We start from the raw sequence: 22,249 nt of genomic DNA, 5'->3' as shown, positions 1-22,249 counted from the left end.
GACTTGATCAAATCTGACTTGCGGAGTCACACCATGACCGAGCTGCTCCATGAACCCGACCTCGCACTACATGTCGAGGATCTCACAGTCAGTTACCACGGCAAGCCGGTGCTGTGGGACATCGACCTCGACGTACCGCCAGGGGTCATGGCAGCGATCGTCGGCCCCAATGGCGCCGGCAAGAGCACCCTGATCAAGAGCATCCTGGGGCTGGTGCCCAGCGTCGCGGGCCATGTCACCCTGCATGGTAGACCCTATCAAAAAGCTCGCCGCCGGGTTGGCTATGTCCCCCAGCGCTCCAGTGTTGACTGGGACTTCCCAACCACCGCATTGGATGTGGTGATGATGGGGTTGTATGGACGTCTTGGCTGGCTACGTCGGCCTGGACGCCACGAGCGTCAGCAGGCGCACGAGGCGCTGGAAATGGTCGGCATGCAGGCCTTCGCCAGGCGTCAGATCAGTCAGTTGTCAGGTGGACAGCAACAACGCATCTTTCTGGCCCGCGCTCTGGTACAGCAGGCTGATGTCTACTTCCTTGATGAACCCATGGCGGGCGTCGACGCTACCACCGAGCGCGCCATTGTCGATATCCTTCGTCGCCTGCGCGACCAGGGCAAGACGGTGATCGTCGTTCACCATGATCTACAGACAGTGCGCAGCTATTTCGACTGGATGCTGATTCTCAATGTGCGAGTCATCGCCCAGGGCAGAGTCGCGGATGTCTATACCGCTGACCATCTGCGCCGCGCCTATGGTGGTCAGATTGCGCTACTCGACAATGTCACCGACTCCACGCAGACCTCCGATGCGGCAACGGTGGAGACGGAGTCCCTGCAATGACCGGCTCTCCAATGACCAGCTCTGCAATGACGCTAGTTGACTGGCTGAGCGACTATACCCTCCAGAACGTGGTCATCGGAGCGGCCCTGTTGGGGCTGGTCAGCGGTGTCCTCGGCAGTTTCGCGGTGCTGCGCAAACAGAGCCTGCTCGGTGACACCCTGTCTCACGCCGCCCTGCCCGGCATCTGCCTTGGCTTCATCGTCTCTGGTGGTCGTCATCTCGGCAGTCTCCTTACCGGTGCCTTGATTACCGGGGCCCTCGCGGCGCTGGCGATGCTGTGGCTGACACGCATGAGTCGCCTCAAGACAGATGCCGCACTGGGCGTGACCCTGAGTGTGTTCTTCGCCGTCGGTGTAGTGCTGTTGACGCATATTCAGGGCAGCAACAATGCCTCTCAGGGTGGCCTCGATGCCTTCCTGTTCGGACAGGCAGCAGCGACTTTACGTAGCGATCTGTGGATCATGGCCGCCGTCACCATCACCGCTCTGCTACTGGTCACGGCACTGTGGAAGGAGTTCAAGCTGGTGTCCTTCGACCCTCAGTTCGCCGCCTGTATCGGCTTGCCGATCGCCGTGTTGGAAAGCGTGCTGACAGTAATGATTGCGCTGGCAGTTGTCGTCGGTCTACAGATGGTGGGCGTGGTGTTGATGGCGGCCATGATCATCGCACCGGCGGTAGCCGCGCGGCAATGGACCCACCGCCTCGAGCGCATGGTAATGCTCGCCGCACTGTTCGGCATCTTCGGCGGCGTATGCGGAGCGGTCATCAGCGCCATGGGACGCGGCCTGGCGACTGGTCCATTGATCATCCTCAGCCTTTCAGTGGTGGTGGTCATATCACTGCTGTTTGCGCCAGGGCGAGGCTTCGTGTGGGAAATCTTCAAGATGCGCAGCGATCGCCGTGCCCTGCATCACCAGAAGGTGTTGACCACTCTCTACCACCTCGCGAGTCAGCATAAGGATCCGGGCTACCGCTTCGACCAGGGCATGCTCGATATCTATCACGGTACCAACACTCGCCGCGCTCTGCAGCGCCTGGCACAACGCGGCTGGGTGAGCCTCCAATCGCCACCACCCGACGAACCGGCCACTGCACCACAATGGATTTTGACGGCAAACGGCATAGCGAAGGCCGAGCGCCTGCTCAGCCACCCTGCCGAGGAGGCCATGTCGTGATCGCGTCGATCTTCAACGACATCGATTTGATGATCATGCTTGTGGGTGCGCTGGTAGGAATTGCCTCAAGCCTGGTCGGCACCTTCCTCGTACTGCGCGGCAGCAGCATGCTGTCCGATGCGATCGGCCATTCAATCGTTTTCGGCATCGTCGTGGTCTGGCTGCTGACCCACCAGTCCAGTGGACCATGGCAGATTCTCGGTGCAGCGCTGACCGGGCTACTGACGGTGTTTCTCACTGAATTACTGGTCAGCACACAGCGGGTCAAGAAGGATGCCGCTATCGGCCTGGTGTTCCCGGTGCTGTTTTCGCTCGGCATCCTGCTGATCAACCTGTACGCCAGTGATGTCCACATCGACGCTCACACGGTACTTCTCGGCGAGATCGGCTTCGTATGGCTGGACACATTGACTATTGGTGGTGCCGAAGTGCCCCGAGCACTGCTGTCGATGGGCGGGATGACGCTGGTCAACGGCCTGTTCATTCTCGTCTTCTACAAGGAATTGAAGCTGGCGACCTTCGATACCGCGCTGGCCCGGGCACTCGGCTTCGCACCCGGCGTGTTGTTCTATGCCCTGCTGTTGCTGACCAGTGGCACCGCTGTGGCGGCATTCGACGCAGTAGGGGCCGTGCTGTTCGTGGCCTTCGTGATTGTCCCGCCATCGGCCGCCTGGCTGCTCACGGATCGACTCGAGCGCATGTTCCTCTATGGCGCCCTGATCTCGATTGCCTCGAGTATTATTGGTTATCAACTGGCGGTGCTGTGGAATGTATCGATCGGCGGCATGATGGCAGTAATGACCGGGGTGTTCCTGCTGCTGGCATTTCTATTCGGCCCACGCCACGGAATGCTCGCCTTGTGGCAACAACGCCGCCGCCAACGCGCCCTGAACGACAGCCGCACTCTGGCAGTACACCTGTTCAATCACGAGGATGGCCCCGAGCAGGCCGTGGAGAACGTTACCCAGGCATTACGTGATCATCTACGCTGGGCTGACAGCCGCGCCCAGCAGGTCGTGGAGCGTGCACGGCACAAGGAATTGATCCTTCAGCAGGGCAGCCTTCTCACACTGACACCCGCCGGACGACAACTGGCTCGAGAAATTCTCGAACCGGGCCAGCACCAGAACACCTGATCCGGACTCAAGCCTCCAGCTTTCCTGAACCGCGTCACGACGATGCGAAGTCTCCGTTTCGGAGCCTTCGGCTGGCTGTTCGTGGATATCAAAGGTTTTCACTCTACATTCCCTGTAAGTCTTACATTCGTCGATCACGACTCCAGCCGCTACGCTTACCAGAATGACGTAGCAGGCAACGACATTTGTTATCCATGAACCTGTTCTCTATGAACCTGTTCTCTATGAACTATGCTGCATAAAACCGGTACCCACGCTCTGCCACAGGGCAGTCGCAGTAGACATTGTGTACATAACCCTCTGCTACGCGGCAACTGAGGCAGTGCCATTCATGATAACCATGCTCCTCAGGAGAAACTGATGACGGTTCTGCGCACTCTTGTTCTGGCTTCTGCCATTGCCCTGACGGCCCTTGCCTCTGCAGCGCAGGCGGCCACTACCATTAACCTGAGCTATAACGGTGCGCCGGATCCGGAAAAGAATGCAGTGCATGTCTTTGCCACCAATCTTCAACGTCTGGTTGCCGAGAAGACCGGCGGAGAGATCGAACTAAAGCTGTATCCCAACAGCATGCTGGGCGAAGAACAGGAGCGCATGGAACAAACCATGGCAACCCCGAGCCTGAACATTGCTTCGTTCGCCGGTATGTCACCGATCCTGCCGGAGGTTTTCGTCAGTGCCATTCCCTTCATGTTCGAGAACTTTGCGGCAGCTCGTCAATTCTTCGATGAAGGCGAATATTGGACAGCCGTAAGCGAAGAACTACGTGGCCGTGCAGGGCTGGATATGCTGGCGGTGGTCGAGGAAGGCGGCTTCCTCGCCTTCACCAACAACAAGCGTCCGATTACTGCTCCCGAAGACTTCGAGGGCCTGCGTTTCCGCGCCATGGACCCTAGCCAGGTCGCGCTGTATGAAGCCTTCGGAGCTTCCGGCACACCCATTCCATGGACCGAAGTTTACATGGCGCTCAAGACCGGCGTCGCCGACGGCCAGATGAATCCGCCGATGTATATCATTCTCGGCAGTCTGCAGGAGGTGCAGAACTACCTGACACTGGCCAATATCCAGTACTCGGATCAGTTCCTCGTCGGCAACTCGACGATGATCGATGGCTGGGATGAGCAGACTCGGGCCGCTGTCCTCGATGCCGTTGCCGAAGCCAACCAGATGGCCCGTGAATACAACGAGGCCAAGGTCAATGAGCGCATCACCTTCCTTGAACAGCAGGGCATGCAGGTTATCCGTCCGACACCGGAACAGCTGGAAGCCTTCCGCCTGCAGGCACAGCCCGCCTATCTTGACTGGCTGGTCGATCAGAACATCGAGCAGCAATTCATCGATATGGCGCTCGAGGATGCCGGTTATGAGGTGCAACACAGCAAAAGCACCATCGATTGATGACTGACCTGGAGTGAGGCTCAGCCTCACTCATCGTCATTACTGCCGTAGCCGCGAGCGCCTGGATGCCGCTGATACCCTCTCACCTGATACCCACTGGTCTGATACATCACATTCGCCGGCTCAGTATTGGGCTGGCGGGTGCTCTGTTGGCTATCGACCTGACGGCGATGCTGTATGGCGTATTCATGCGCTATATTGCCGGGGGTGCCCCGATCTGGACGGACGAACTGGCACGCTTTCTGATCATCGGCTGCGTCATGCTGGCCATGGGAACAGTGTGGGTCGAAGGTCGACACATGCGCGTCGCACTGATCGAGCGGCTGCTCCCTCAGTCATTGCTGACTCTACTGCTGTGGTATCAATGGTTATTGACGCTGGTGCTGGCGGTAGGCGGCGCCTGGTTCAGTTACCACTATGCTCAGTCGGTCGCCATGTTCACCAGTCAAGGCCTGGGAATCAGCCGCTCGATCCCCGTCATGTCGGTTCCGATCGGCTTTTCGCTGCTGGCACTGATGGTCATCTGTCATGGGCCGCGCGCCCTACCAACGCTCGAGGAAAGCGCTGTCGAGGCAAATACCGGCTCGACCGACAGGAATGTCGCTGAGGATGACCGTCCATGACCCTGGCCATGCTTGCCGTGTTCATGATCCATGTCCTGCTGGGGTTGCCGCTGTTCATCGTGCTGCTGGCCACCGCTGTGGTCGGGTTCCTGTTCGTCGATTCGAGCATGATTCCACGCATGATGCCGCAACAGTTCTTCGGCGGTATCGATGCCTATTCGTTGATGGCGATCCCGCTGTTCATCCTCGCCGGCAACCTGATGAACGCCAGCCAACTGACCGACCGTCTGATGGCACTCGCCCGATTGCTGGTCGGCCAACTGCGTGGGGGTATGGGCCACGTCAATGTGGTATCAAGCGTGTTCTTTGCCGGGGTCAACGGGTCAGCGGTGGCAGACACCTCCGCGCTGGGCTCGCTGCTGATTCCCGCGATGCGCAAGGAGGGCTATTCCACCGCCTTCTCTGCCGGGCTGACCGCCGGAAGTTCATTGATCGGCCCAATCATCCCCCCCAGCATCTTCATGATTCTCTATGCTTCCCTGACCAACACCTCGGTCGGTGATCTTTTCCTGGCGGGCGTGATTCCCGGCCTGCTACTCGGCCTGGCGTTCATGGCCATGAACGCGATCTACGCCAGACGCCACCGGTTACCTCGCAGTGGCGGGCTGCCCAATGCCAGACAACTTGCCACCGCCAGTTGGCAGGCACTTCCCGCGCTGGTGGCACCTTTCATTATCGTCGCCGGTATCGTCATGGGGATGGTGACACCGACCGAATCCGGCGCGCTGACCACGCTGTACGTCGCGCTCTATGGTATCGCCATAGGCTCATTGCGCGGTGCTGGAGTGTGGCGAGCCATTATCGACACCACACGACTGACTGCTGCCATCTTCGTGATCATGGCTGCGTCGAGTACGGTCAGTTGGTTGCTGTCCTATGCTCAGGTACCCAGCCAGTTCGTGGCACTGCTGTCACCATGGGTCGATCAACCTATCGTGGTACTGTTGCTGCTCAGCGCCATCACCTTTGTCACTGGAATGTTCATGGAGGAAGTGTCAGCGTTGATGCTACTGACACCGATCTTCATCCCGGTGGCAACGATGGCGGGCATTGACCCGGTCCACCTGGGTATCATCATTACACTCAACATAACCATCGCCTTGATCACTCCACCGATGGGTGCCTGCGTGTTCGTCGCCGCAGCCATCAGCCGTCTGGAGATCACTGCACTGTTCCGCACCATCTGGCCTTTTGTAGTGACCGCACTACTGGTGTTGGTCGCGCTGATTCTGATGCCGCAACTGACGCTGTGGCTGCCCAACCTGCTGGGATGACCGCCATGCCCCAAACCTCCACCACTGATCTGCGCCAGCAGGCCATCCCCAAACTTCCTGAACCAGACTGGACACAGCTTGGACTGATCGCCATCGCAGCACTCCCGCAACCTCTGGTGCCAATGAGTCTCGCGCCCATGCCGGTGCGCGTGTATCCAGCCTACGCCCGCATGGAAGTCCCCGGCGCCGTTCATGAGTGTTATGTACGTGAAGAGGTCTACCGACGACTGTTGGCAGTTGCACGCGCCTTACCTTCAGGGCTGACGCTGCTGGTGCTGGATGGCTGGCGTCCATGGCGAGTACAGCAATACCTGTTCGAGACGCTGTCGACGACGATCAGCGAAGCAGAGCCAGGCATCAGCGAAGCTGAATTGCTCGAACGCACACGAGAGTTCGTTTCGCTCCCCAGCACCGCAGCCGACGCCCCGAGCCCCCATCTGACCGGCGGTGCCGTGGATGTCACCCTATGTGATGCTGATGGCCTGCCACTGGATATGGGGTCGACATTCGATGAAGCCAGTCAGATATCCCACACAGCCACTTTTGAAGAGCGCCTCAACCTCAGCGCCGAGCAGATCATCGCCCGCGACAACAGGCGCCTGCTCTACCACAGCATGCTGGCGCAGGGGTTCACCAACCTGCCCAGCGAGTGGTGGCACTTCGATTTCGGCGACCAGCTCTGGGCCTGGTATAGTGGGCGGGAAAGTGCTCTCTATGGTCCGGCCGAGCCGGATACTGTCGCCAACCGCTGGAAGCGTCAGTTCGGACGGGCCGATTCCCCCACCGACGAGCGTTACGGAGTCTGACGATGCACTTTGCTACCCTCGGCCCCGCAGACAGCAATCACGCGCTGGTGCTGTCACGCTACCTGGAGGCACGTGACCTCACGGACAGCCATGTCAGCTTGATCGATGACTTTCCGAGTGCGTTTTCCGCCCTGGTCGCGGGACATTACGACTACCTACTCCAGGTCAGTGCGCATTTCAGCCACGCGGACTGTGTCGGGCAGTTCATGCACCGTGCCTGGCCGGTGGATACCTTCATTGCCCCCAGCCGTCCACTGGCCCTCGTCGCTAGATGTGACGTCACATCGCCACGCAGCGTGTTGCGTCAACCGGCGACCCGCTTTTACACCGATCTGAGTGATTGGCAGGAAATCGACGCCGCGACCATTGTCGAAGCGCTGACCCGGCTGCGTGCCGGCGAGGCCGACGCTGCCATCGTCGCGGCAGATGCCCTGAGCACACACGCCGACGAGCTGACCTGTCTACAGCAGCTTGGCCCGGCGCTGGATGTCTGGGTACTGTACGCGTCACGACCGCTGACCGATGGCAGCTCACCGCGACAACCCAGCAACCCATTGATATTGAATTACAGCACCACCCTGACCCGGCATTTTGCAATCAGCCGCGGTCAGGATAAGTAGTCGGGTGGAAAATGACGATGGTCAGCCAATCACCCCCTGCCAGGGCCCAAGGATCACCGCCAGCCCAAGTGCCACCAGCGCCAGCCGCACCACTGCATGGATACGCGCAATCAAGCCGAAGGACAGCGCCGTCAGCCCCCCGAGTATCACGATACCGGTGACGACCGCCTGCAATGGCTGCTCGCCCAGGGCCAGCAACTCCGGATGCGCGACCATCGCCAATGGAATCACGTACAGGCCAACACCCAATGCCATGGCCCGTGCCGCTACCTTCAACCAATTCACATCGGCCATGCCCGCAGCGATAAACACCGCCCCACACACAGGCGGAGTAATGGTCGACAGCAACGCAAACCAGAAAACAAACAGGTGTGCACTGAGCAGCGGCAAGCCCAGCTCTGTCAGCGCCGGGCCGGCCACCGAGACACAGATCACATAAGCGGCAGTGGTCGGCACTTCCATGCCGAGGATCAAGCAGGCCAGAGCGGTAAGCAATAGTGCCGGCCACAAGGCACCGCCGGACAACGCCAGGATCCCCGAGGTGACCTTGACACCCAATCCGGTCAGCGCCAGTACGCCGATAACCAGTGAGGCACACAGAATAATCGCCCCAATGGTGGCAATCTGACGCCCGGCGGTGACCATCGCTTCCATCAGCCGTGACAGGAACTCTCGCCCCGAGACTTCCAGTCGAGCATTGAGCAACAGCAGCGCCACACCGGCGAAGATCGCCACACTGGCGGCATACTGCGGCGTATTGCCCGCATGAAAGATACGTTCCAACAGCACCGCAAAGGGGACGGCGAAGAACAGCGCCGTCATTACCACCTCACGCATCGGTGGACGATCCTCCACCGCCACGGGCCGCAGGTCATGTCGTGTCGCGAAGGCATTGATGCCGACCCAGACCGCGGCGAAGTAGAGAAACGCCGGTAACAGGGCCGCCGCCATGATCTCGGTATAGGGTGTGCCGGTCAGCTCAACCATGACAAAGGCACCGGCCCCCATCAGTGGTGGCATGATCTGCCCGCCAGAGGAAGCCACGGCTTCCACCGCCGCCGCCAGCGAACGCGGATATCCCAACCGAGCCATCGACGGAATGGTAATCGCGCCAGTGGACGCGACATTGGCCGAGGCTGAGCCGGAGATCGAGCCCATCAAGGCCGACGAGATCACCGATACCTTGGCGCCACCACCAGTCAAGCGTCCGGCCATGGCACCAGCCAGATTCATGAAGCCCTTTCCGGCCTCACCAGCGTTGAGCACGGCGCCAAAGATCACGAAGATCGCCACCACCCCCACGCTGACAGCAGTCAGTTCACCCCATAGACCACCTTCGGCAATGGTCAGCGAACCGACAAAACTTGCCATCGGCAACCCCGGGTGGCCAAACTCACCGGGTACATATTGACCGAACACACCATAGGCCAACGCCACCAGCGTAACCAGCGGCAGCGGCCAGCCAATGGCACGCCGCGCCGCTTCCAGCGCGGCCACGATCAACAGCACACCCATCGCCATCTGCAGCGGCGTATCGATAAAGCCATACTGGTCGGACAGCGACCCCTCGTGAAAGGCAATCCACAGACAGGCAGCAACGCCCAACACAGTGAGTAGCGCACCGCTGATACGCTGCCAGCGCGTACGTGCAGCGAACACCAGCACCCAGGGCAGGATCAGCGCCATATGCAGTGGACGACTGACCAAAGCCGGTGTCAGGCCATGGAAGATCAGCCCGAGATGAAAGATGACCGAGGTTGCCCCCAGCAATACCCAAGGCCAGCGCAGCGATATAGCACCGGCCGCGCCCTCTGCCGGTGTAGATGCAGAGGACGAAGGTTTCGTTGACGATATACTCATTGAAGATTACACAGCAGAATCGGGGGAATCACGCTATTCAGCGCGCTTAACAGCAAAGTACTAACAGCCATGCCCATCAGCCAAGGCTCAGCGCAAGGAATCAGGTACTTCGATACCGGCTTCATCGTAGTAGCGTAGTGCTCCCGGATGCAGCTTGCCCTGGAGATTGGCAAGCATTTCAGGGCTGATACTGCCCCACCAGCCAGAGTTCTCGGCCATCGCTTCACGACGCTCCCAGAAAGTCTTCGTCAGGGTATAGGCGGTATCATCATCCATCGCGGTAGTCGAGTAAGCCACTACCGGCAACGACGTGGTCAATACGTCCTCATCAATACTGGAGTAGGTACCAGCGGGAATCACCTGAGGCGTCGCGCCGGTCTCGGCCACCTGTTCGTCGCTCAGAGACACCAGGCCCACATCATGGCTGGCTGCAGTTTCAATCACATTGGGCGCCGGGAACGAGCTGGCAGTGGCAAAGGCATCGATCTGGCCATTCTTGAGCGCATCCGGTGCACTACCGACATCGGCATCATCCACCTCGACACCATCCGTCAGCCCAAACAGATCCAGATAACGCTGGGCTTCCCTGGCACCGAAAGAGCCCTTACCAATCAACAGGTGTTTTCCGGTAAGGTCATCCAGCGCCAGTACATCCTGATCACCGGCCACTACGAAATGCATGGTTAGAGATGGAATCGGGAACAGTGCACGGATTTCCTGAAAGCGAGGATTCTGGCGGTTCTCGAACGGCCCGGATCCCTCGCGCGCCCTGGTGACCAATCCCGGCGGCGCCGTGAACACGTAGTTGCCCTGCCTTGCCATGACCTCCATGACGTTCTGAACCGACCCCTGACTTTCTTCCAGCGTTAGCGTCATGTCGCCTTCCGTGCCCGTCTTGATGGCCTCGGACAGCTCGACTCCCATCTGGTAGTAGGCAGTACCGGCCGATGCCGACTTGTAGGTCAAGCGAGTATCGGCATGGGCATTGAGCGAAAGGGACAGGGCCCCCAACAGGAAACCGGATACAGTCATCAGACGCAAAAATTGCAACATGGTGTCTCCACAGCCATAGCAGGCACAACGAGCGAGAAGGCACAACGGAAGGTGCCGAATTCTTGTCATGTGAGATTTTTCAGGGAAGTCCTCGGCAGCGCAGGGGGCGCACCAGGATACATCCGTGCCCAGCATATGCCAGAGGCTCCCGCAATGCCACGGATGAGGCTCTACCATCAACAGACAGGGCGCGCCGAAAGGCACGCCCTGTCTACTCGCATCAGCAGGAAAGGATTACTGGCGTGCGCCAGGCATCACTGACTCAACATCCTGCAGTCTCTTCAGCAAGTCCTCATTACGCAGCGTCTGGTAACCCAGGTTGGAAGCACTCAGCGAAGAACCAGACTGGTAGGGATAGTCGGGAATGGTGGCAAAGAACTCACGGATCTCCTGCTGGATAGGCACGAAGGTCCACATGGTGTTCTCGGCGTACCAACGAACGTACATTCCGGATTCCTTCCACGCCGTTTCATAGGGGTCCGCCCTGAGATTGATGACCAGAGGCCAGGCAGGGGTCGACCGAGTTGCCGTATTGATCGCTCCATCCAGGGTAGCGAAGTGTGCTTTCCATGGACCAACGCGCACGGCATTCAGATTACCGCCCTGATCAAAATAGAAGATCTCGTTGCGCGGACTTTCCTCAACCTCGCCCGAGAACCACGGCAGCATATTGTAGCCGTCCAGGTGAACACGCCAGTCGGTTCCATTGAGGCTGGTTCCGCCTTCACCGGCCAGTTCTTCCACAATGTTGTCATCGCCCATCGCGGCAGCAAACGTCGGGAACCAATCCTCCTGGCTGATGATGTCATTGAACTTGGTGCCAGGTTCAATCACTCCCGGCCAGCGTACCACCAGCGGTACACGGAAGCCGCCCTCCCAGGTAGTCCCCTTCTCGCCATGGAACGGTGTCGTACCACCATCGGGCCAGGTGATCTTCTCGGCGCCGTTATCCGACGAGAAGACGACAACGGTGTTGTCGGCAACCCCCATCTCGTCCAGTTTATCGAGCAACTCACCGATATAGTTGTCGAGTTCGACCATACCGTCCGGGTAGAGGCCAACACCCGTAGTGCCCTCCGACTCATCCCTCAGGTGAGTCCAGACGTGCATTCGAGTTGAGTTGAACCATACAAAGAAGGGTTTATCCTGCTCATGGGCACGATCCATGAAGTCCATGGTGGCGCTGAGGAATTCCTCATCCACGGTTTCCATGCGCTCACGAGTCAGCGGGCCGGTATCCTCGATCTCGCCATCAGCCGTTGAGTGAATGACACCACGAGGGCCATATTTCTCGCGGAAGGCAGGGTCCTTGGGATAGTAATAACCCTCCGGCTCCTCTTCTGCATTGAGGTGATAAAGGTTGCCGAAGAACTCATCGAAGCCATGATTGGTGGGCAGGTGCTGGTCCTGATCGCCCAGATGGTTCTTGCCGAACTGCCCTGTCATGTAGCCATGTTCCTTGGCCAGATCAGCAATGGTCGGCGACCAGTCAGGAATACCATGATCATCACCCGGCATCCCTATCGTCAGCAGACCGGTACGGAATGGGTGCTGCCCGAGAATGAAAGCGGCCCGTCCAGCGGTACATGACTGCTGAGCGTAGGCATCGGTGAACAAAGCGCCCTCGTTGGCGAGCCGGTCGAGATTGGGTGTCTCATAGCCCATGATGCCGTGGTTGTAAGCACTCAGGTTGTGAACACCGATATCATCCCCGTAGATAAAGAGAATATTCGGCGGCCCAGACGAGTCCCCCGAAGAATCATCGGCCGACTCTTGCTCCTGTGCATAGCTGGATGAGGCCGCCGCCAATGCAGCGACTACCAGCACACTTCTTACCAGGTCCATTGTGGAAGCTCCTGCGGTTATATCTGCGGTTTTTAGACGGCTTTGCAACATCGAGCATAGCCCAACTTTCCCAACCGCACCCGTAACTCAGTGCCCCAAAACCAGCAAAATACCCAGGCCCTACCTGGTGCTTTGGAAACCGGGACATCTCCTGGGCATGCCCATATGCCGAACGACCATCAACAGGTGATTCAATATCATCCATCAGCTGAGAACTTGTCGTTTGTCGCCTTCGTATAGCGCGTAGAGACTTGCCACATATGATTCGGTTTCACTCATATGGAGCTAGACCTACATGACTACGCTATTGCATATCGACTCCAGCGCACGCCCCGGTGGTTCAGACACGACAGCGCATGGATCACACACTCGTCGCTTGAGCGCTCGTTTCGTCCAGCAGTGGAAAGCGCGAAGCCCTGAAACACAGGTGATCTACCGTGACGTGGGTCAGAACCCGCCGCCCCCTGTCACCGGTGAATGGATACATGCAGCGTTTACGCCGGAGAATTCACGAAAAGCCTGGATGCATGAGGAGTTGAGTGTCAGCAACACGCTGATCGATGAGCTGCTGCGCGCCGATATCATTGTCGCCGGAGTGCCGATGTACAACTTCGGCCCTCCAGCACAGTTCAAGGCCTATATCGATAATATCGTGCGCGTGGGGCGCACGTTCGGGTTCGACCGCAGCCGCGGAGCTGAGCCTTACTGGCCACTGCTGGCCAACTCCGGCAAACAACTGGTGATCCTCTCCTCACGTGGTGACTACGGCTATCAGCCTGGCGGTCGTATCGGCGACCGCAACCACGTCGAATCATCGATTCGCACAGCCTTCGCATATATCGGCATTACCGATGTCCACGAAGCAGCCATTGAGTATGACGAATTTGCGGATCATCGGTTGCGCGACTCGATAGGTGATGCAGAAGCCGCTGTGGACGAGTTGGTAACGACTCTGGTAAACCGCCCGATATAGCGGCCGGGACGCCATGCATGATGCTCGCTGTGGTGCAGAAAATGCCAGGTTGACTGGGCCACTTTTCCTACAGAGCCATTCGGCGATGTCGAAATCCTTTCTGTTGCTGCGTCTACTCTGCACAACCCCAGCAGAAAGGAGTACCACCATGGCGAGTATTCAGCAGCGGATCGTTTCACACCTGTGGTTCGACAAGGAGGCCAGGGAGGCCGCCGAGTTCTATTGCTCGATCTTTCCAGATTCAAGCATCGCCAGTGTCACCACCGTTCATGACACGCCCTCGGGGGACTGCGATGTTGTTTCCTTCTCGTTGTTCGGGCAGCCCTTCATGGCGATCAGCGCCGGCCCACTGTTCCAGTTCAATGAAGCCATCTCCTTCATGGTGCTCTGCGATAACCAACAGCAAATCGATCACTACTGGGCAGCGCTATCAGCTGTCCCCGAGGCCGAACAATGCGGCTGGCTCAAGGACAAATACGGTCTGTCCTGGCAGATCGTACCGACGGCGATGGAGGAAATGATGCAGAGCAGGGATGGCGCGAGCAGACAGCGCATGATTCAGGCCCATATGCAGATGAAGAAACTGGATATTGCTGAGCTGTGGAAAGCCTACAACGCGTCATGAAGCAGCGTCATGCAGCCCCTCTCAGTTGGGAGCCGCCGGGTCATTACCAGAGCCGCCGGAGCCTGGTAGCGACTTGCCTCATAGCTGGGGGCTCCGAGCTATCACTACCCCAACGCCTTGACGATCAACTGCACGCCGACGATGGCCATGGCGAGCATCACTAGACGGAAGAACAGGCGTTCGTTGACGCGGCTCTGTAACCACAGACCGCTGCGAATGCCCGCCCAGGCGACGGGCACCAGCGCCAGCGATGCCCAGATGCTGGTGACGTTGATCTCGCCCAGCCACAGGTAAGGCGGCACCTTCATCAGGTTGACGGCGGCGAAGCACAGCGTAACGGTGGCAATGAAGGTGGTCTTGTCGAGCCGTCGGGGCACCAGATACAGGTTCAGCGGTGGCGCGCCGGCATGGGCAACGAAACTGGTGATGCCTACGGCAATGCCCGATGGCCAGGCCCAGCGTGTCGAGATCGGGCGTGAGGCCGATGGCTTGAAGATCATATAAGCGACGAACAACAGCGAAATTACCCCGAGCAACAGGCGAATATGATTCTCGTCCATGGAGTCGGCCACCAGGGTTGCCGCAATCACGCCAATCGCCATGCCAGGTATCAAGCGCTTGACCTCCGCCATATCCTGATGCCCCCACCAGGCCTTGACCGCCATCACATCCATCACCAGCAACAGTGGCAACAGCAGCCCGGCAGCGGCAATCGGGTCGATGGCCAATGCCATCAGCGGTACCGATAGTGTGCCGAAACCTCCGGCAAAGCCTCCCTTGGAGACACCGGTGAGGTAGGTGGAGATGATGATCAAGCTCCACGCCAGCACAGAATAATCGGGCAACATAACCGCTCCCTCGGCACACACGAAAACGCTCGGCCAAAGGCCGAGCGTCTTTATATCACCATACTACCTGGCGAAATGGTACAGGCAGAATGCATCTACCCGACCATTCCCCCAACCGGCCATCAACCAGCCTTCTGCATCGCCAGTGCGGTGTCGAGCATACGGTTGGAGAAGCCCCACTCGTTGTCATACCATGCCATCACCTTGACCAGGCGGCCATTCACACGGGTGTGGTTGGCGTCGAAGGTCGAGGAATGGGCGTCATGGTTGAAATCGATCGACACCAGCGGCTGGGCGTTGACCGCCAGCACTGGCGATGCTTCAGCAGCCTTGGCCACAATCGCATTGATTTCTTCTTTCGTGGTATCGCGTGACGCAGTGAACACCAGGTCGACCAGCGATACGTTGATCACCGGCACACGTACCGCCAGACCATCGAACTTGCCTTCCAGCTCAGGCAAGACCTTACCCACTGCGGCAGCCGCACCAGTTTTGGTCGGGATCATGGAATGGGTGGCGCTACGCGCACGGTAAGGATCGGAGTGATAGACGTCCGACAGATTCTGGTCATTGGTATAGGCATGCACGGTGGTCATCAGGCCGTTCTCGATACCCACGGCATCGTTGAGAGCCTTGGCCACCGGGGCTAGACAGTTGGTGGTGCAGGAAGCATTGGAGACCACCTTGTGTTCAGCCGTGAGTACTTGTTCATTAACGCCGAACACCACGGTGGCGTCGCAGTCCGGACTCGGTGCAGAAATCAGCACCTTACCGGCGCCTGCAGCAATATGCTTGCCCGCCGCTTCACGCTTGGTGAACAGACCGGTACATTCCATGACCAGATCAACACCCAGCGAAGCCCAGGGCAGGTTAGCCGGATCACGTTCGGAGAGTATCGCGATACGCTGGCCATCGACACTGAGGCTTTCTTCGTCGTGTTCTACCTTGAAGGGGAAATGGCCGTGCACGGTGTCATGGCGCAGCAGATGGGCATTGAGTGACGGATCACCCAGGTCGTTGATGGCCACAACCTCGATACGATCGCGATAGCCGTTCTCGAATAGTGCGCGCAGCACGTTACGTCCGATACGACCGAATCCATTGATGGCAACCTTGAGAGTCATGTCCGGGATCCCCTTGTTCGATGAATAATGCTCGATGAATAACGTTCGATGAATAACGGATGTCGACGGAAGGTGAGAAGTGAGCACAGGACCATCACTCTCACGGGCGTCGCGAGTGGCTCCCAATGTGGTACAGACAGGCGCTGGACTCAAGTACTATTTTGGTAAACTTACAACATAATGAAGCTGGCCATAGGTTAGGCATTGCTAATTATGCCCTTAAATCTGCGACTTAAAGGCTTAATGTGTCGCACAATCCCGACTTTCATACCTTAGTCGATAGCGAATGCCGTAGTAATATTACCTTCAAAACACTAAGGTGTGACCACCAAGGTGAATCCATTCACCCTGTCGCCCTGGAGACAATCCATGACCGCATCCAAGCCCGCCTCTCAGGTCCGTCGCTCCATCCCGGCTCGCAAACGTATCGCGCTGGTCGCTCACGACGGCATGAAGGCTGCTCTTATGGAGTGGGCCAATCGCTGGCGCAAGGAGCTGCAACAACACTACTTGATCGGAACCGGTACCACCGCAGCTCGACTGAGCAAGGAGCTGGGACTGGAGGTCGAGGGACTGATGAGTGGCCCATTGGGTGGCGACCAACAGATTGGCGCACGCATTACCGAGCAGCGGCTTGATCTACTGATTTTCTTCTGGGACCCCTTTTCCCCACAGCCTCATGACCCAGACGTCAAGGCACTGCTGCGCCTGGCTGCACTGTGGAACCTGCCAGTGGCCTGCAACCCGGCAAGCGCGGACTTCATGTTGAGTTCGCCCTGGCTGTCCCAGCCCTATGAGATGGATATTCCTGATGCTGGCGCCTGGATCTCGTCGCGCAGCAACTGATGAATCTTGTTATCGAGGAGGACACTGAAGTGTTCCAACTGACCCGTAGTGTGACCTGGCAATCACTGCTGAAACTGCGTGAGCAGACGGCCAATGACCGTATTCGAGACTATTTTGCTCAAGACCCCCAGCGTTTCGACAAGATGAGCCTGCGGGTCGGCGGCCTGTTCCTCGACTATTCCAAGCACCAGCTTTCTGATGCGGTGCTGGAGAAACTGCTGGAGCTGGCCCACCACTCGGCTCTGGTGCAGCGCCGGGCACAGATGTTCTCCGGCGATATCATCAATGTCACCGAGAACCGTCCTGTTCTACACACCGCCCTGCGTAACCTGGGCGACCAGCCAGTCATCGTCGATGGCAAGGATGTGATGCCGGAAATCCACGCCACCCGCGAACAGATCAAGCGCTTCTCCGAAGCCGTGCGCAGCGGCGAGTGGAAGGGCTACAGTGGTGAGCGCATTCGTGACGTGGTCAATATCGGTATCGGCGGTTCAGACCTCGGCCCCAACATGGCCTGCCGGGCACTGCTCAAGCACCGCCACCCCGAGCTCAATTTCCATTTCGTCTCCAACGTCGACGGTGCGCATATCCAGAAGGTTCTGCGCGGCCTCAACCCGGCCACCACACTGTTCATCGTCTCGACCAAGACCTTCTCGACTCAGGAGACCCTGCTCAACGCGCGCACTGCTCGCCGTTGGTTCGTCGAACAGGCCGGTGATGACGCCGATGTAGGAGCGCACTTCGTCGCAGCCTCGACCAACCGCAAGGCAGCCATGGAGTTCGGAATCCGTGAAGAGAACGTCTTCGAGTTCTGGGCCTGGGTCGGTGGCCGCTACTCGATGTGGTCATCCATCGGCCTGCCCATCGCGCTGGCGATAGGATTCGAAGGTTTCATCGAGATGCTGCAAGGTGCCTGGGAAATGGACCAGCACTTCCTGCATGCGCCTCTCGAGGAAAACATGCCAGTACTGATGGCCTTGATCGGTATCTGGTACATCAACTTCGTAGGTGCCGAGACCCAGGCCATCGTGCCCTACGATCAGGCCCTGCATCAGTTGCCGTCCTTCCTGCAACAGCTCGACATGGAGTCCAACGGCAAGTCGGTGGATATCTTCGGCCGTCCGGTGGACTACAAGACCGGCCCCATCGTCTGGGGACAGACCGGTTCCAATGGCCAGCATGCATTTTTCCAGCTGTTGCACCAGGGCACTCGCTACGTGCCGATCGACTTCATCGCCTCACTCAAGCCCGAGCCAGGCGTCGAGGATCACCACTTCGCGTTATTGACCAACATGCTCGCCCAGGCCAATGCCTTCATGGAAGGCAGCCAGCAGGGCGGCGATCTCGATCCCTATAGTTGCCCGGGCAATCGTCCGTCCAGCGTACTGCTGCTTGATGAGCTGACGCCGCGCAACCTCGGTGCGCTGATTGCCCTCTACGAGCACAAGGTGTTCGTCCAGGGCGTGATCTGGAACATCAACTCCTTCGACCAGTGGGGTGTGCAACTGGGCAAGCGCATCGCCGGTGAGATCAGTGAGCGTATCGACGAGCGCAGCCAGGACTTTGATGCATCAACCCAGGGGCTACTGGGACTGGTACGGGGGCATTTCAAGACAGACGACAAGTCGGCCGGCAAGACGACAGCCAGAAAGGGCAGTAAAGCCAACCACTGAGCAGGAACACGTCTGCAACTGCACGGCAGGTGTCGACCCTGCCGTGCCAGCGACCGATCACGACCGGGCCTGTGACCGTCGTGCCGCCCTATCTCCCCACCAGGCTGCTCCCAGCCATAACGGTACACTGACGCCGACATAGAGCGCCGCAAGACCGTACTGGCCATCCACGGCCAACTGAACCGTTTCGAGACTGAACAAGGAAAAGGTGGTAAAACCGCCACAGAAGCCGGCAATCAGCAAGCCGTGCGCCCTCGCGATGCGACCAGAGCTATTCAGCACCGCATGGGTGGCAAGGCGCGCGATCAACCAACTACCTAGAACATTGACGATCAATGTCGCCCAGGGGAAGGGCGAGGCAATCGACGCATTGACCACGACACCGGCCAACATTCGGCAGGTACCGCCAAGAGCACTACCGAGGCCAACCTGAAGATAGGACGCCCAGCGGCTCATGTCGCCAGCCTCACACCCAACGCAGCAGCGCCAATGCCCAACACCAGCGTCAGGCCGACATTGACACCGACAGCCAGCCAGCGCTGCTCACGCATCAGGTCCAGCGTCTGCAAGCTGAAAGACGACACTGTGGTGAAACCACCCAGCACCCCCGTCATCAGCCATAGCGCCAACCCTGTTCCCGCAGATAGCGTCGCGGCCAGCCAACCGATGGCAAAGGCGCCAGCGAGATTGACGAACAGGGTTCCCCAGGGGAATGCCGTGCCGAGGTGAGCTGCCGACCAACGGCTGACACACAACCGCCCCATCCCTCCCAGAGCGCTTCCCAGCGCGACCCAAAGCACGCCCGCAACACCAACCTCCATGGAGAGCTCCTCATCCTGCTCGATAGCCTGGATATGATAGTGGCATGGCCCTTGAAGCTGAATGGGCAGATTTCCAGGGAACCGTTCGAAACAACAGCTTGTCAGCTTCTCAAGCATCGCGCATGAATCTACCGGCCAGACTTCGCCTTATCGTCGTCAATGCCGTCCGATTCACGCCCGGAATGCCGTACATATACCAATGCCATACCATATATCAATGCCATACATGGATCAGCAATGCGTGTTAGCCTTCGCGAATTGCACGATAGAAATGGCGACCGAAAAAGGAGACCTCGGATGCACTCAAGACAATACTTCATGATACGGGGCTTCATGATGCGTTTCATGCTGCTCAGTCTGCTGTGGTTGGTCGGCATGATGATGATCTCTCCCGTGCTTGCCCAGCAGTCCGAGGCTCCTGCCGAGGGCACCGAGGCGCCTGCCTACTCAACGCTGGCGGACATGCTGGAAAATGACCAGGCACGTACGCAACTGATCGAACAACTGCGCCAACTGGCTGAGGCATCGCCCGAAACTGCGGGGCCGGGTACCGAGACACCCTCTCTGACCGAGCAGACGCCCGCCGTCAACGAGCCGACCTCGCTACCCGGCCAACTGGCTCATTGGACGTCTTCGATAGTCAGCGATTTCGGCACCCATGCTCGGGTGGCTGCTGACGCCATCATCGCGCTATTCAATGGCTCCATGGCCTCTACTCCCCTGGACCTTCAGTTCTTTGCTCAGGCCGCAATCAACCTCGGCATCATCATCGTTGCGACCTTCGCATTTTTCATTGTGGCGCGACGCCTGGTGCGTCCCCTATTCACGCGTCTGAGTGGATGGTCGCTGAATGGCCACCACCTCAATCCTACCGTGCGGCTGGTCGTTGCAGTGGCACTGGCCGCTGCGGTTGATGCGCTGGTGGTCGGTCTGGCCTATATCGGTGGCAACCTCGTTGCAACCTTTGCCGTGGGAGACACCGGCAGTCTGTCGACCCGGGCCTCACTGTTCCTGAATGCCTTCCTGGTCATCGAGCTACTCAAGGCCGCGGTACGGATGCTGTTTGCCTCGCGCTATGAAGGACTGCGTCTACTGCCCATCCAGGCAGGTGATGCTTCCTACTGGAACCGCTGGATCGCGCGCCTGATCGGCCTTGCCGGCTACGGACTGATGGTAGTGGTGCCACTGGTCAGCATCTACTTATCCAAGCCTCTAGGCACCGGTATCGGTACCATGGTCATGGTCGGAGCCTGGATCTATGCCATTACCGTAGTCTTGATCAATCGCAGCAAACTGCGCGATGCACTGCTCGACCGCGCACGTCAGTCAAACCTCTCAGCTACCCGTGTCACACTACGCCTGCTGGCTCGCGTCTGGCATCTGATCGCCATCGCCTATTTCACCACCGTGCTGGTATTGACGCTGACCCGCCCCGAGGACGCACTGCCCTATGTGCTGATCGCCACCCTCAAGACCCTCGGCGTGATCATCGCCGCCATGCTGCTGTCACGCCTGCTGGTGCAGACCATTGGGCGCCGTATCACGCTATCGGATGAATTGCGTCAGCGCCTGCCACTGCTGGAACCGCGACTGAACTCCTATATTCCACTCATACTGCGCGTGGTCAACGTGGTGATCCTGCTCGTGGCAGCGATGATGCTGTTCGGCGCCTGGGGAGTCTTCGACCTTCCCGGCTGGTATGCCTCTGAATCGGGGCGGACCATTGTCAGCCGTGTTTCCAACGTTGCGCTGATAGTGGTGGTTGCCATCGCACTATGGATAGCCCTGGCCAGCGCTATTGAGCACCGCCTCAACCCCAATACCGGCAAGGGGCTGCCCTCGGCACGCGCTCATACTCTGTTGTCGCTGTTCCGCAATGCGCTGGCCATCGCCATTGTCGCCATGACCCTGATGATTGTGCTGGCCGAGATCGGTATCAATATCGGGCCATTGATTGCCGGTGCAGGGGTACTGGGCCTCGCCATCGGTTTCGGCGCTCAGAAGCTGGTGCAGGACATCATTACCGGCATTTTCATCCAGATCGAGAACGCCATGAATACCGGCGACGTCGTCACGGTAGGCGGCATTACCGGTACAGCCGAGAAGCTCAGCATTCGCTCGGTAGGTATCCGCGACCTCAACGGCACCTACCATCTAGTGCCCTTCTCCAGCGTCGACCTGGTCTCCAACTACATGCGTGATTTCGCCTACCACGTCGGCGAGTACGGCATTGCCTATCGCGAGAACATTGATGATGCGATCATTTCCCTGCGCAATGCCTTCGAGGAACTGACCACGGACCAGGACCTCGGCAAGGAAGTCCTCGATCAGCTGGAAGTGGCCGGTGTCGTGTCACTGGACCACAGCGCCGTCAATATCCGCGTGCGGATCATGACCACTCCCGGCAACCAATGGGCCGTGGGCCGTGCCTACAACCGCCTGGTCAAGCTGCACCTCGACGAAGCCGGTATCGAGATTCCGTACCCACACACCACGGTCTACTTCGGCCAGGACAAGCAGGGACACGCCCCAGCTGCCAACCTGCGTATTCTCCCGGATGCCAGGCGACATGATGAAGTTCCGGAGCCTGGCGAAGATGGCAGCATCGAATCACCCAATACCCACGATGCTCCGGAGAAGGCCAGAGTCGATACAGACTTCCCTGCCGGGGATTAAGGCAAAGCAACAGATGAACACAAAGGGGCAGCT

The 22,249-nt window shown here is 58.7% G+C and carries 20 protein-coding genes; 13 read left to right on the top strand and 7 right to left on the bottom strand.

Annotation, left to right across the window (positions count from 1 at the left end; translation table 11 throughout):
* The first annotated feature begins 33 nt into the window (after nt 1–33).
* From AR456_RS01070 to AR456_RS01035, 8 genes are all read left to right on the top strand, one after another.
* The gene (locus AR456_RS01070; RefSeq protein ID WP_021819126.1) at nt 34–840 is read left to right on the top strand and encodes a metal ABC transporter ATP-binding protein; all 807 of its coding nucleotides are present in this window, start codon (nt 34–36) and stop codon (nt 838–840) included.
* The gene (locus tag AR456_RS01065; RefSeq protein WP_021819127.1) at nt 837–2,015 is read left to right on the top strand and encodes a metal ABC transporter permease; all 1,179 of its coding nucleotides are present in this window, start codon (nt 837–839) and stop codon (nt 2,013–2,015) included. Before AR456_RS01070 ends, AR456_RS01065 begins: the two co-directional genes overlap by 4 nt.
* Nucleotides 2,012–3,151, top strand: coding sequence for a metal ABC transporter permease (locus tag AR456_RS01060; RefSeq protein ID WP_021819128.1), 1,140 nt, complete (start codon nt 2,012–2,014; stop codon nt 3,149–3,151). The genes AR456_RS01065 and AR456_RS01060 overlap by 4 nt, the downstream gene beginning before the upstream one ends.
* A gap of 360 nt (nt 3,152–3,511) precedes the next feature.
* Nucleotides 3,512–4,549 carry a TRAP transporter substrate-binding protein gene (locus AR456_RS01055; RefSeq protein WP_021819129.1) on the top strand — a complete coding sequence of 346 codons (1,038 nt, stop codon included), beginning with the start codon at nt 3,512–3,514 and terminating at the stop codon, nt 4,547–4,549.
* A gap of 65 nt (nt 4,550–4,614) precedes the next feature.
* Complete coding sequence (locus AR456_RS01050) at nt 4,615–5,172, top strand: TRAP transporter small permease (protein ID WP_021819130.1); 558 nt, start codon at nt 4,615–4,617, stop codon at nt 5,170–5,172.
* Nucleotides 5,169–6,446, top strand: a complete 1,278-nt coding sequence (locus AR456_RS01045) for a TRAP transporter large permease (RefSeq protein WP_021819131.1) — start codon at nt 5,169–5,171, stop codon at nt 6,444–6,446. Before AR456_RS01050 ends, AR456_RS01045 begins: the two co-directional genes overlap by 4 nt.
* Before the next feature lie 5 nt (nt 6,447–6,451).
* Nucleotides 6,452–7,252, top strand: coding sequence for a M15 family metallopeptidase (locus AR456_RS01040; protein WP_021819132.1), 801 nt, complete (start codon nt 6,452–6,454; stop codon nt 7,250–7,252).
* A 2-nt stretch (nt 7,253–7,254) separates the two neighbouring features.
* On the top strand, nt 7,255–7,872 hold the full coding sequence (locus AR456_RS01035; protein WP_021819133.1) for a hypothetical protein: 618 nt from the start codon (nt 7,255–7,257) through the stop codon (nt 7,870–7,872).
* 21 nt (nt 7,873–7,893) lie between these two features.
* Here AR456_RS01035 and AR456_RS01030 read toward each other — a convergent pair whose 3' ends face one another.
* The 3 genes from AR456_RS01030 to AR456_RS01020 all read right to left on the bottom strand — a co-directional run bounded on the left by AR456_RS01030 (nt 7,894) and on the right by AR456_RS01020 (nt 12,630).
* Complete coding sequence (locus tag AR456_RS01030) at nt 7,894–9,732, bottom strand: TRAP transporter permease (protein ID WP_031207911.1); 1,839 nt, start codon at nt 9,730–9,732, stop codon at nt 7,894–7,896.
* Nucleotides 9,733–9,819: 87 nt separating this feature from the next.
* A complete protein-coding gene (locus AR456_RS01025; RefSeq protein ID WP_021819135.1) occupies nt 9,820–10,785 on the bottom strand; it encodes a TAXI family TRAP transporter solute-binding subunit in 966 nt (321 codons plus the stop codon).
* Between the two features lie 234 nt (nt 10,786–11,019).
* Nucleotides 11,020–12,630, bottom strand: coding sequence for an arylsulfatase (locus tag AR456_RS01020; protein ID WP_021819136.1), 1,611 nt, complete (start codon nt 12,628–12,630; stop codon nt 11,020–11,022).
* Between the two features lie 295 nt (nt 12,631–12,925).
* On the opposite strand from AR456_RS01020, the gene AR456_RS01015 reads away from it, so the two are divergent.
* Together AR456_RS01015 and AR456_RS01010 are read left to right on the top strand one after the other, a co-directional pair.
* Nucleotides 12,926–13,603, top strand: coding sequence for an FMN-dependent NADH-azoreductase (locus AR456_RS01015; protein WP_031207912.1), 678 nt, complete (start codon nt 12,926–12,928; stop codon nt 13,601–13,603).
* Nucleotides 13,604–13,751: 148 nt separating this feature from the next.
* On the top strand, nt 13,752–14,228 hold the full coding sequence (locus AR456_RS01010) for a VOC family protein (protein ID WP_021819138.1): 477 nt from the start codon (nt 13,752–13,754) through the stop codon (nt 14,226–14,228).
* Nucleotides 14,229–14,332: 104 nt separating this feature from the next.
* Here AR456_RS01010 and AR456_RS01005 read toward each other — a convergent pair whose 3' ends face one another.
* Nucleotides 14,333–15,076: a sulfite exporter TauE/SafE family protein gene (locus AR456_RS01005; protein WP_021819139.1), complete on the bottom strand. Its 744-nt coding sequence runs from the start codon at nt 15,074–15,076 to the stop codon at nt 14,333–14,335.
* 122 nt (nt 15,077–15,198) lie between these two features.
* Entirely contained in the window at nt 15,199–16,200 is a 1,002-nt protein-coding gene (gene gap / locus AR456_RS01000) for a type I glyceraldehyde-3-phosphate dehydrogenase (RefSeq protein WP_021819140.1), read from the bottom strand.
* A 369-nt stretch (nt 16,201–16,569) separates the two neighbouring features.
* Here gap and AR456_RS00995 point away from each other — a divergent pair, with 369 nt between their 5' ends.
* Together AR456_RS00995 and pgi are read left to right on the top strand one after the other, a co-directional pair.
* On the top strand, nt 16,570–17,046 hold the full coding sequence (locus AR456_RS00995) for a methylglyoxal synthase (RefSeq protein WP_021819141.1): 477 nt from the start codon (nt 16,570–16,572) through the stop codon (nt 17,044–17,046).
* A gap of 29 nt (nt 17,047–17,075) precedes the next feature.
* The gene (pgi, locus tag AR456_RS00990) at nt 17,076–18,719 is read left to right on the top strand and encodes a glucose-6-phosphate isomerase (protein WP_031207914.1); all 1,644 of its coding nucleotides are present in this window, start codon (nt 17,076–17,078) and stop codon (nt 18,717–18,719) included.
* Between the two features lie 57 nt (nt 18,720–18,776).
* Here pgi and AR456_RS00985 read toward each other — a convergent pair whose 3' ends face one another.
* The gene (locus AR456_RS00985) at nt 18,777–19,175 is read right to left on the bottom strand and encodes a fluoride efflux transporter FluC (protein ID WP_021819143.1); all 399 of its coding nucleotides are present in this window, start codon (nt 19,173–19,175) and stop codon (nt 18,777–18,779) included.
* Entirely contained in the window at nt 19,172–19,540 is a 369-nt protein-coding gene (locus AR456_RS00980; RefSeq protein ID WP_021819144.1) for a fluoride efflux transporter FluC, read from the bottom strand. Before AR456_RS00980 ends, AR456_RS00985 begins: the two co-directional genes overlap by 4 nt.
* Nucleotides 19,541–19,837: 297 nt before the next feature.
* Here AR456_RS00980 and AR456_RS00975 point away from each other — a divergent pair, with 297 nt between their 5' ends.
* Nucleotides 19,838–22,216, top strand: a complete 2,379-nt coding sequence (locus tag AR456_RS00975) for a mechanosensitive ion channel domain-containing protein (RefSeq protein ID WP_417935322.1) — start codon at nt 19,838–19,840, stop codon at nt 22,214–22,216.
* Nucleotides 22,217–22,249: the final 33 nt, after the last annotated feature.

Origin of the sequence: Halomonas huangheensis (genome assembly GCF_001431725.1) — a bacterium.
In the GTDB taxonomy this organism is placed as follows: Bacteria; Pseudomonadota; Gammaproteobacteria; order Pseudomonadales; family Halomonadaceae; genus Halomonas; species Halomonas huangheensis.
The sequence above is the reverse complement of the archived record's forward strand: the minus strand, read 5'-3'. Positions and strand labels throughout refer to the sequence as shown.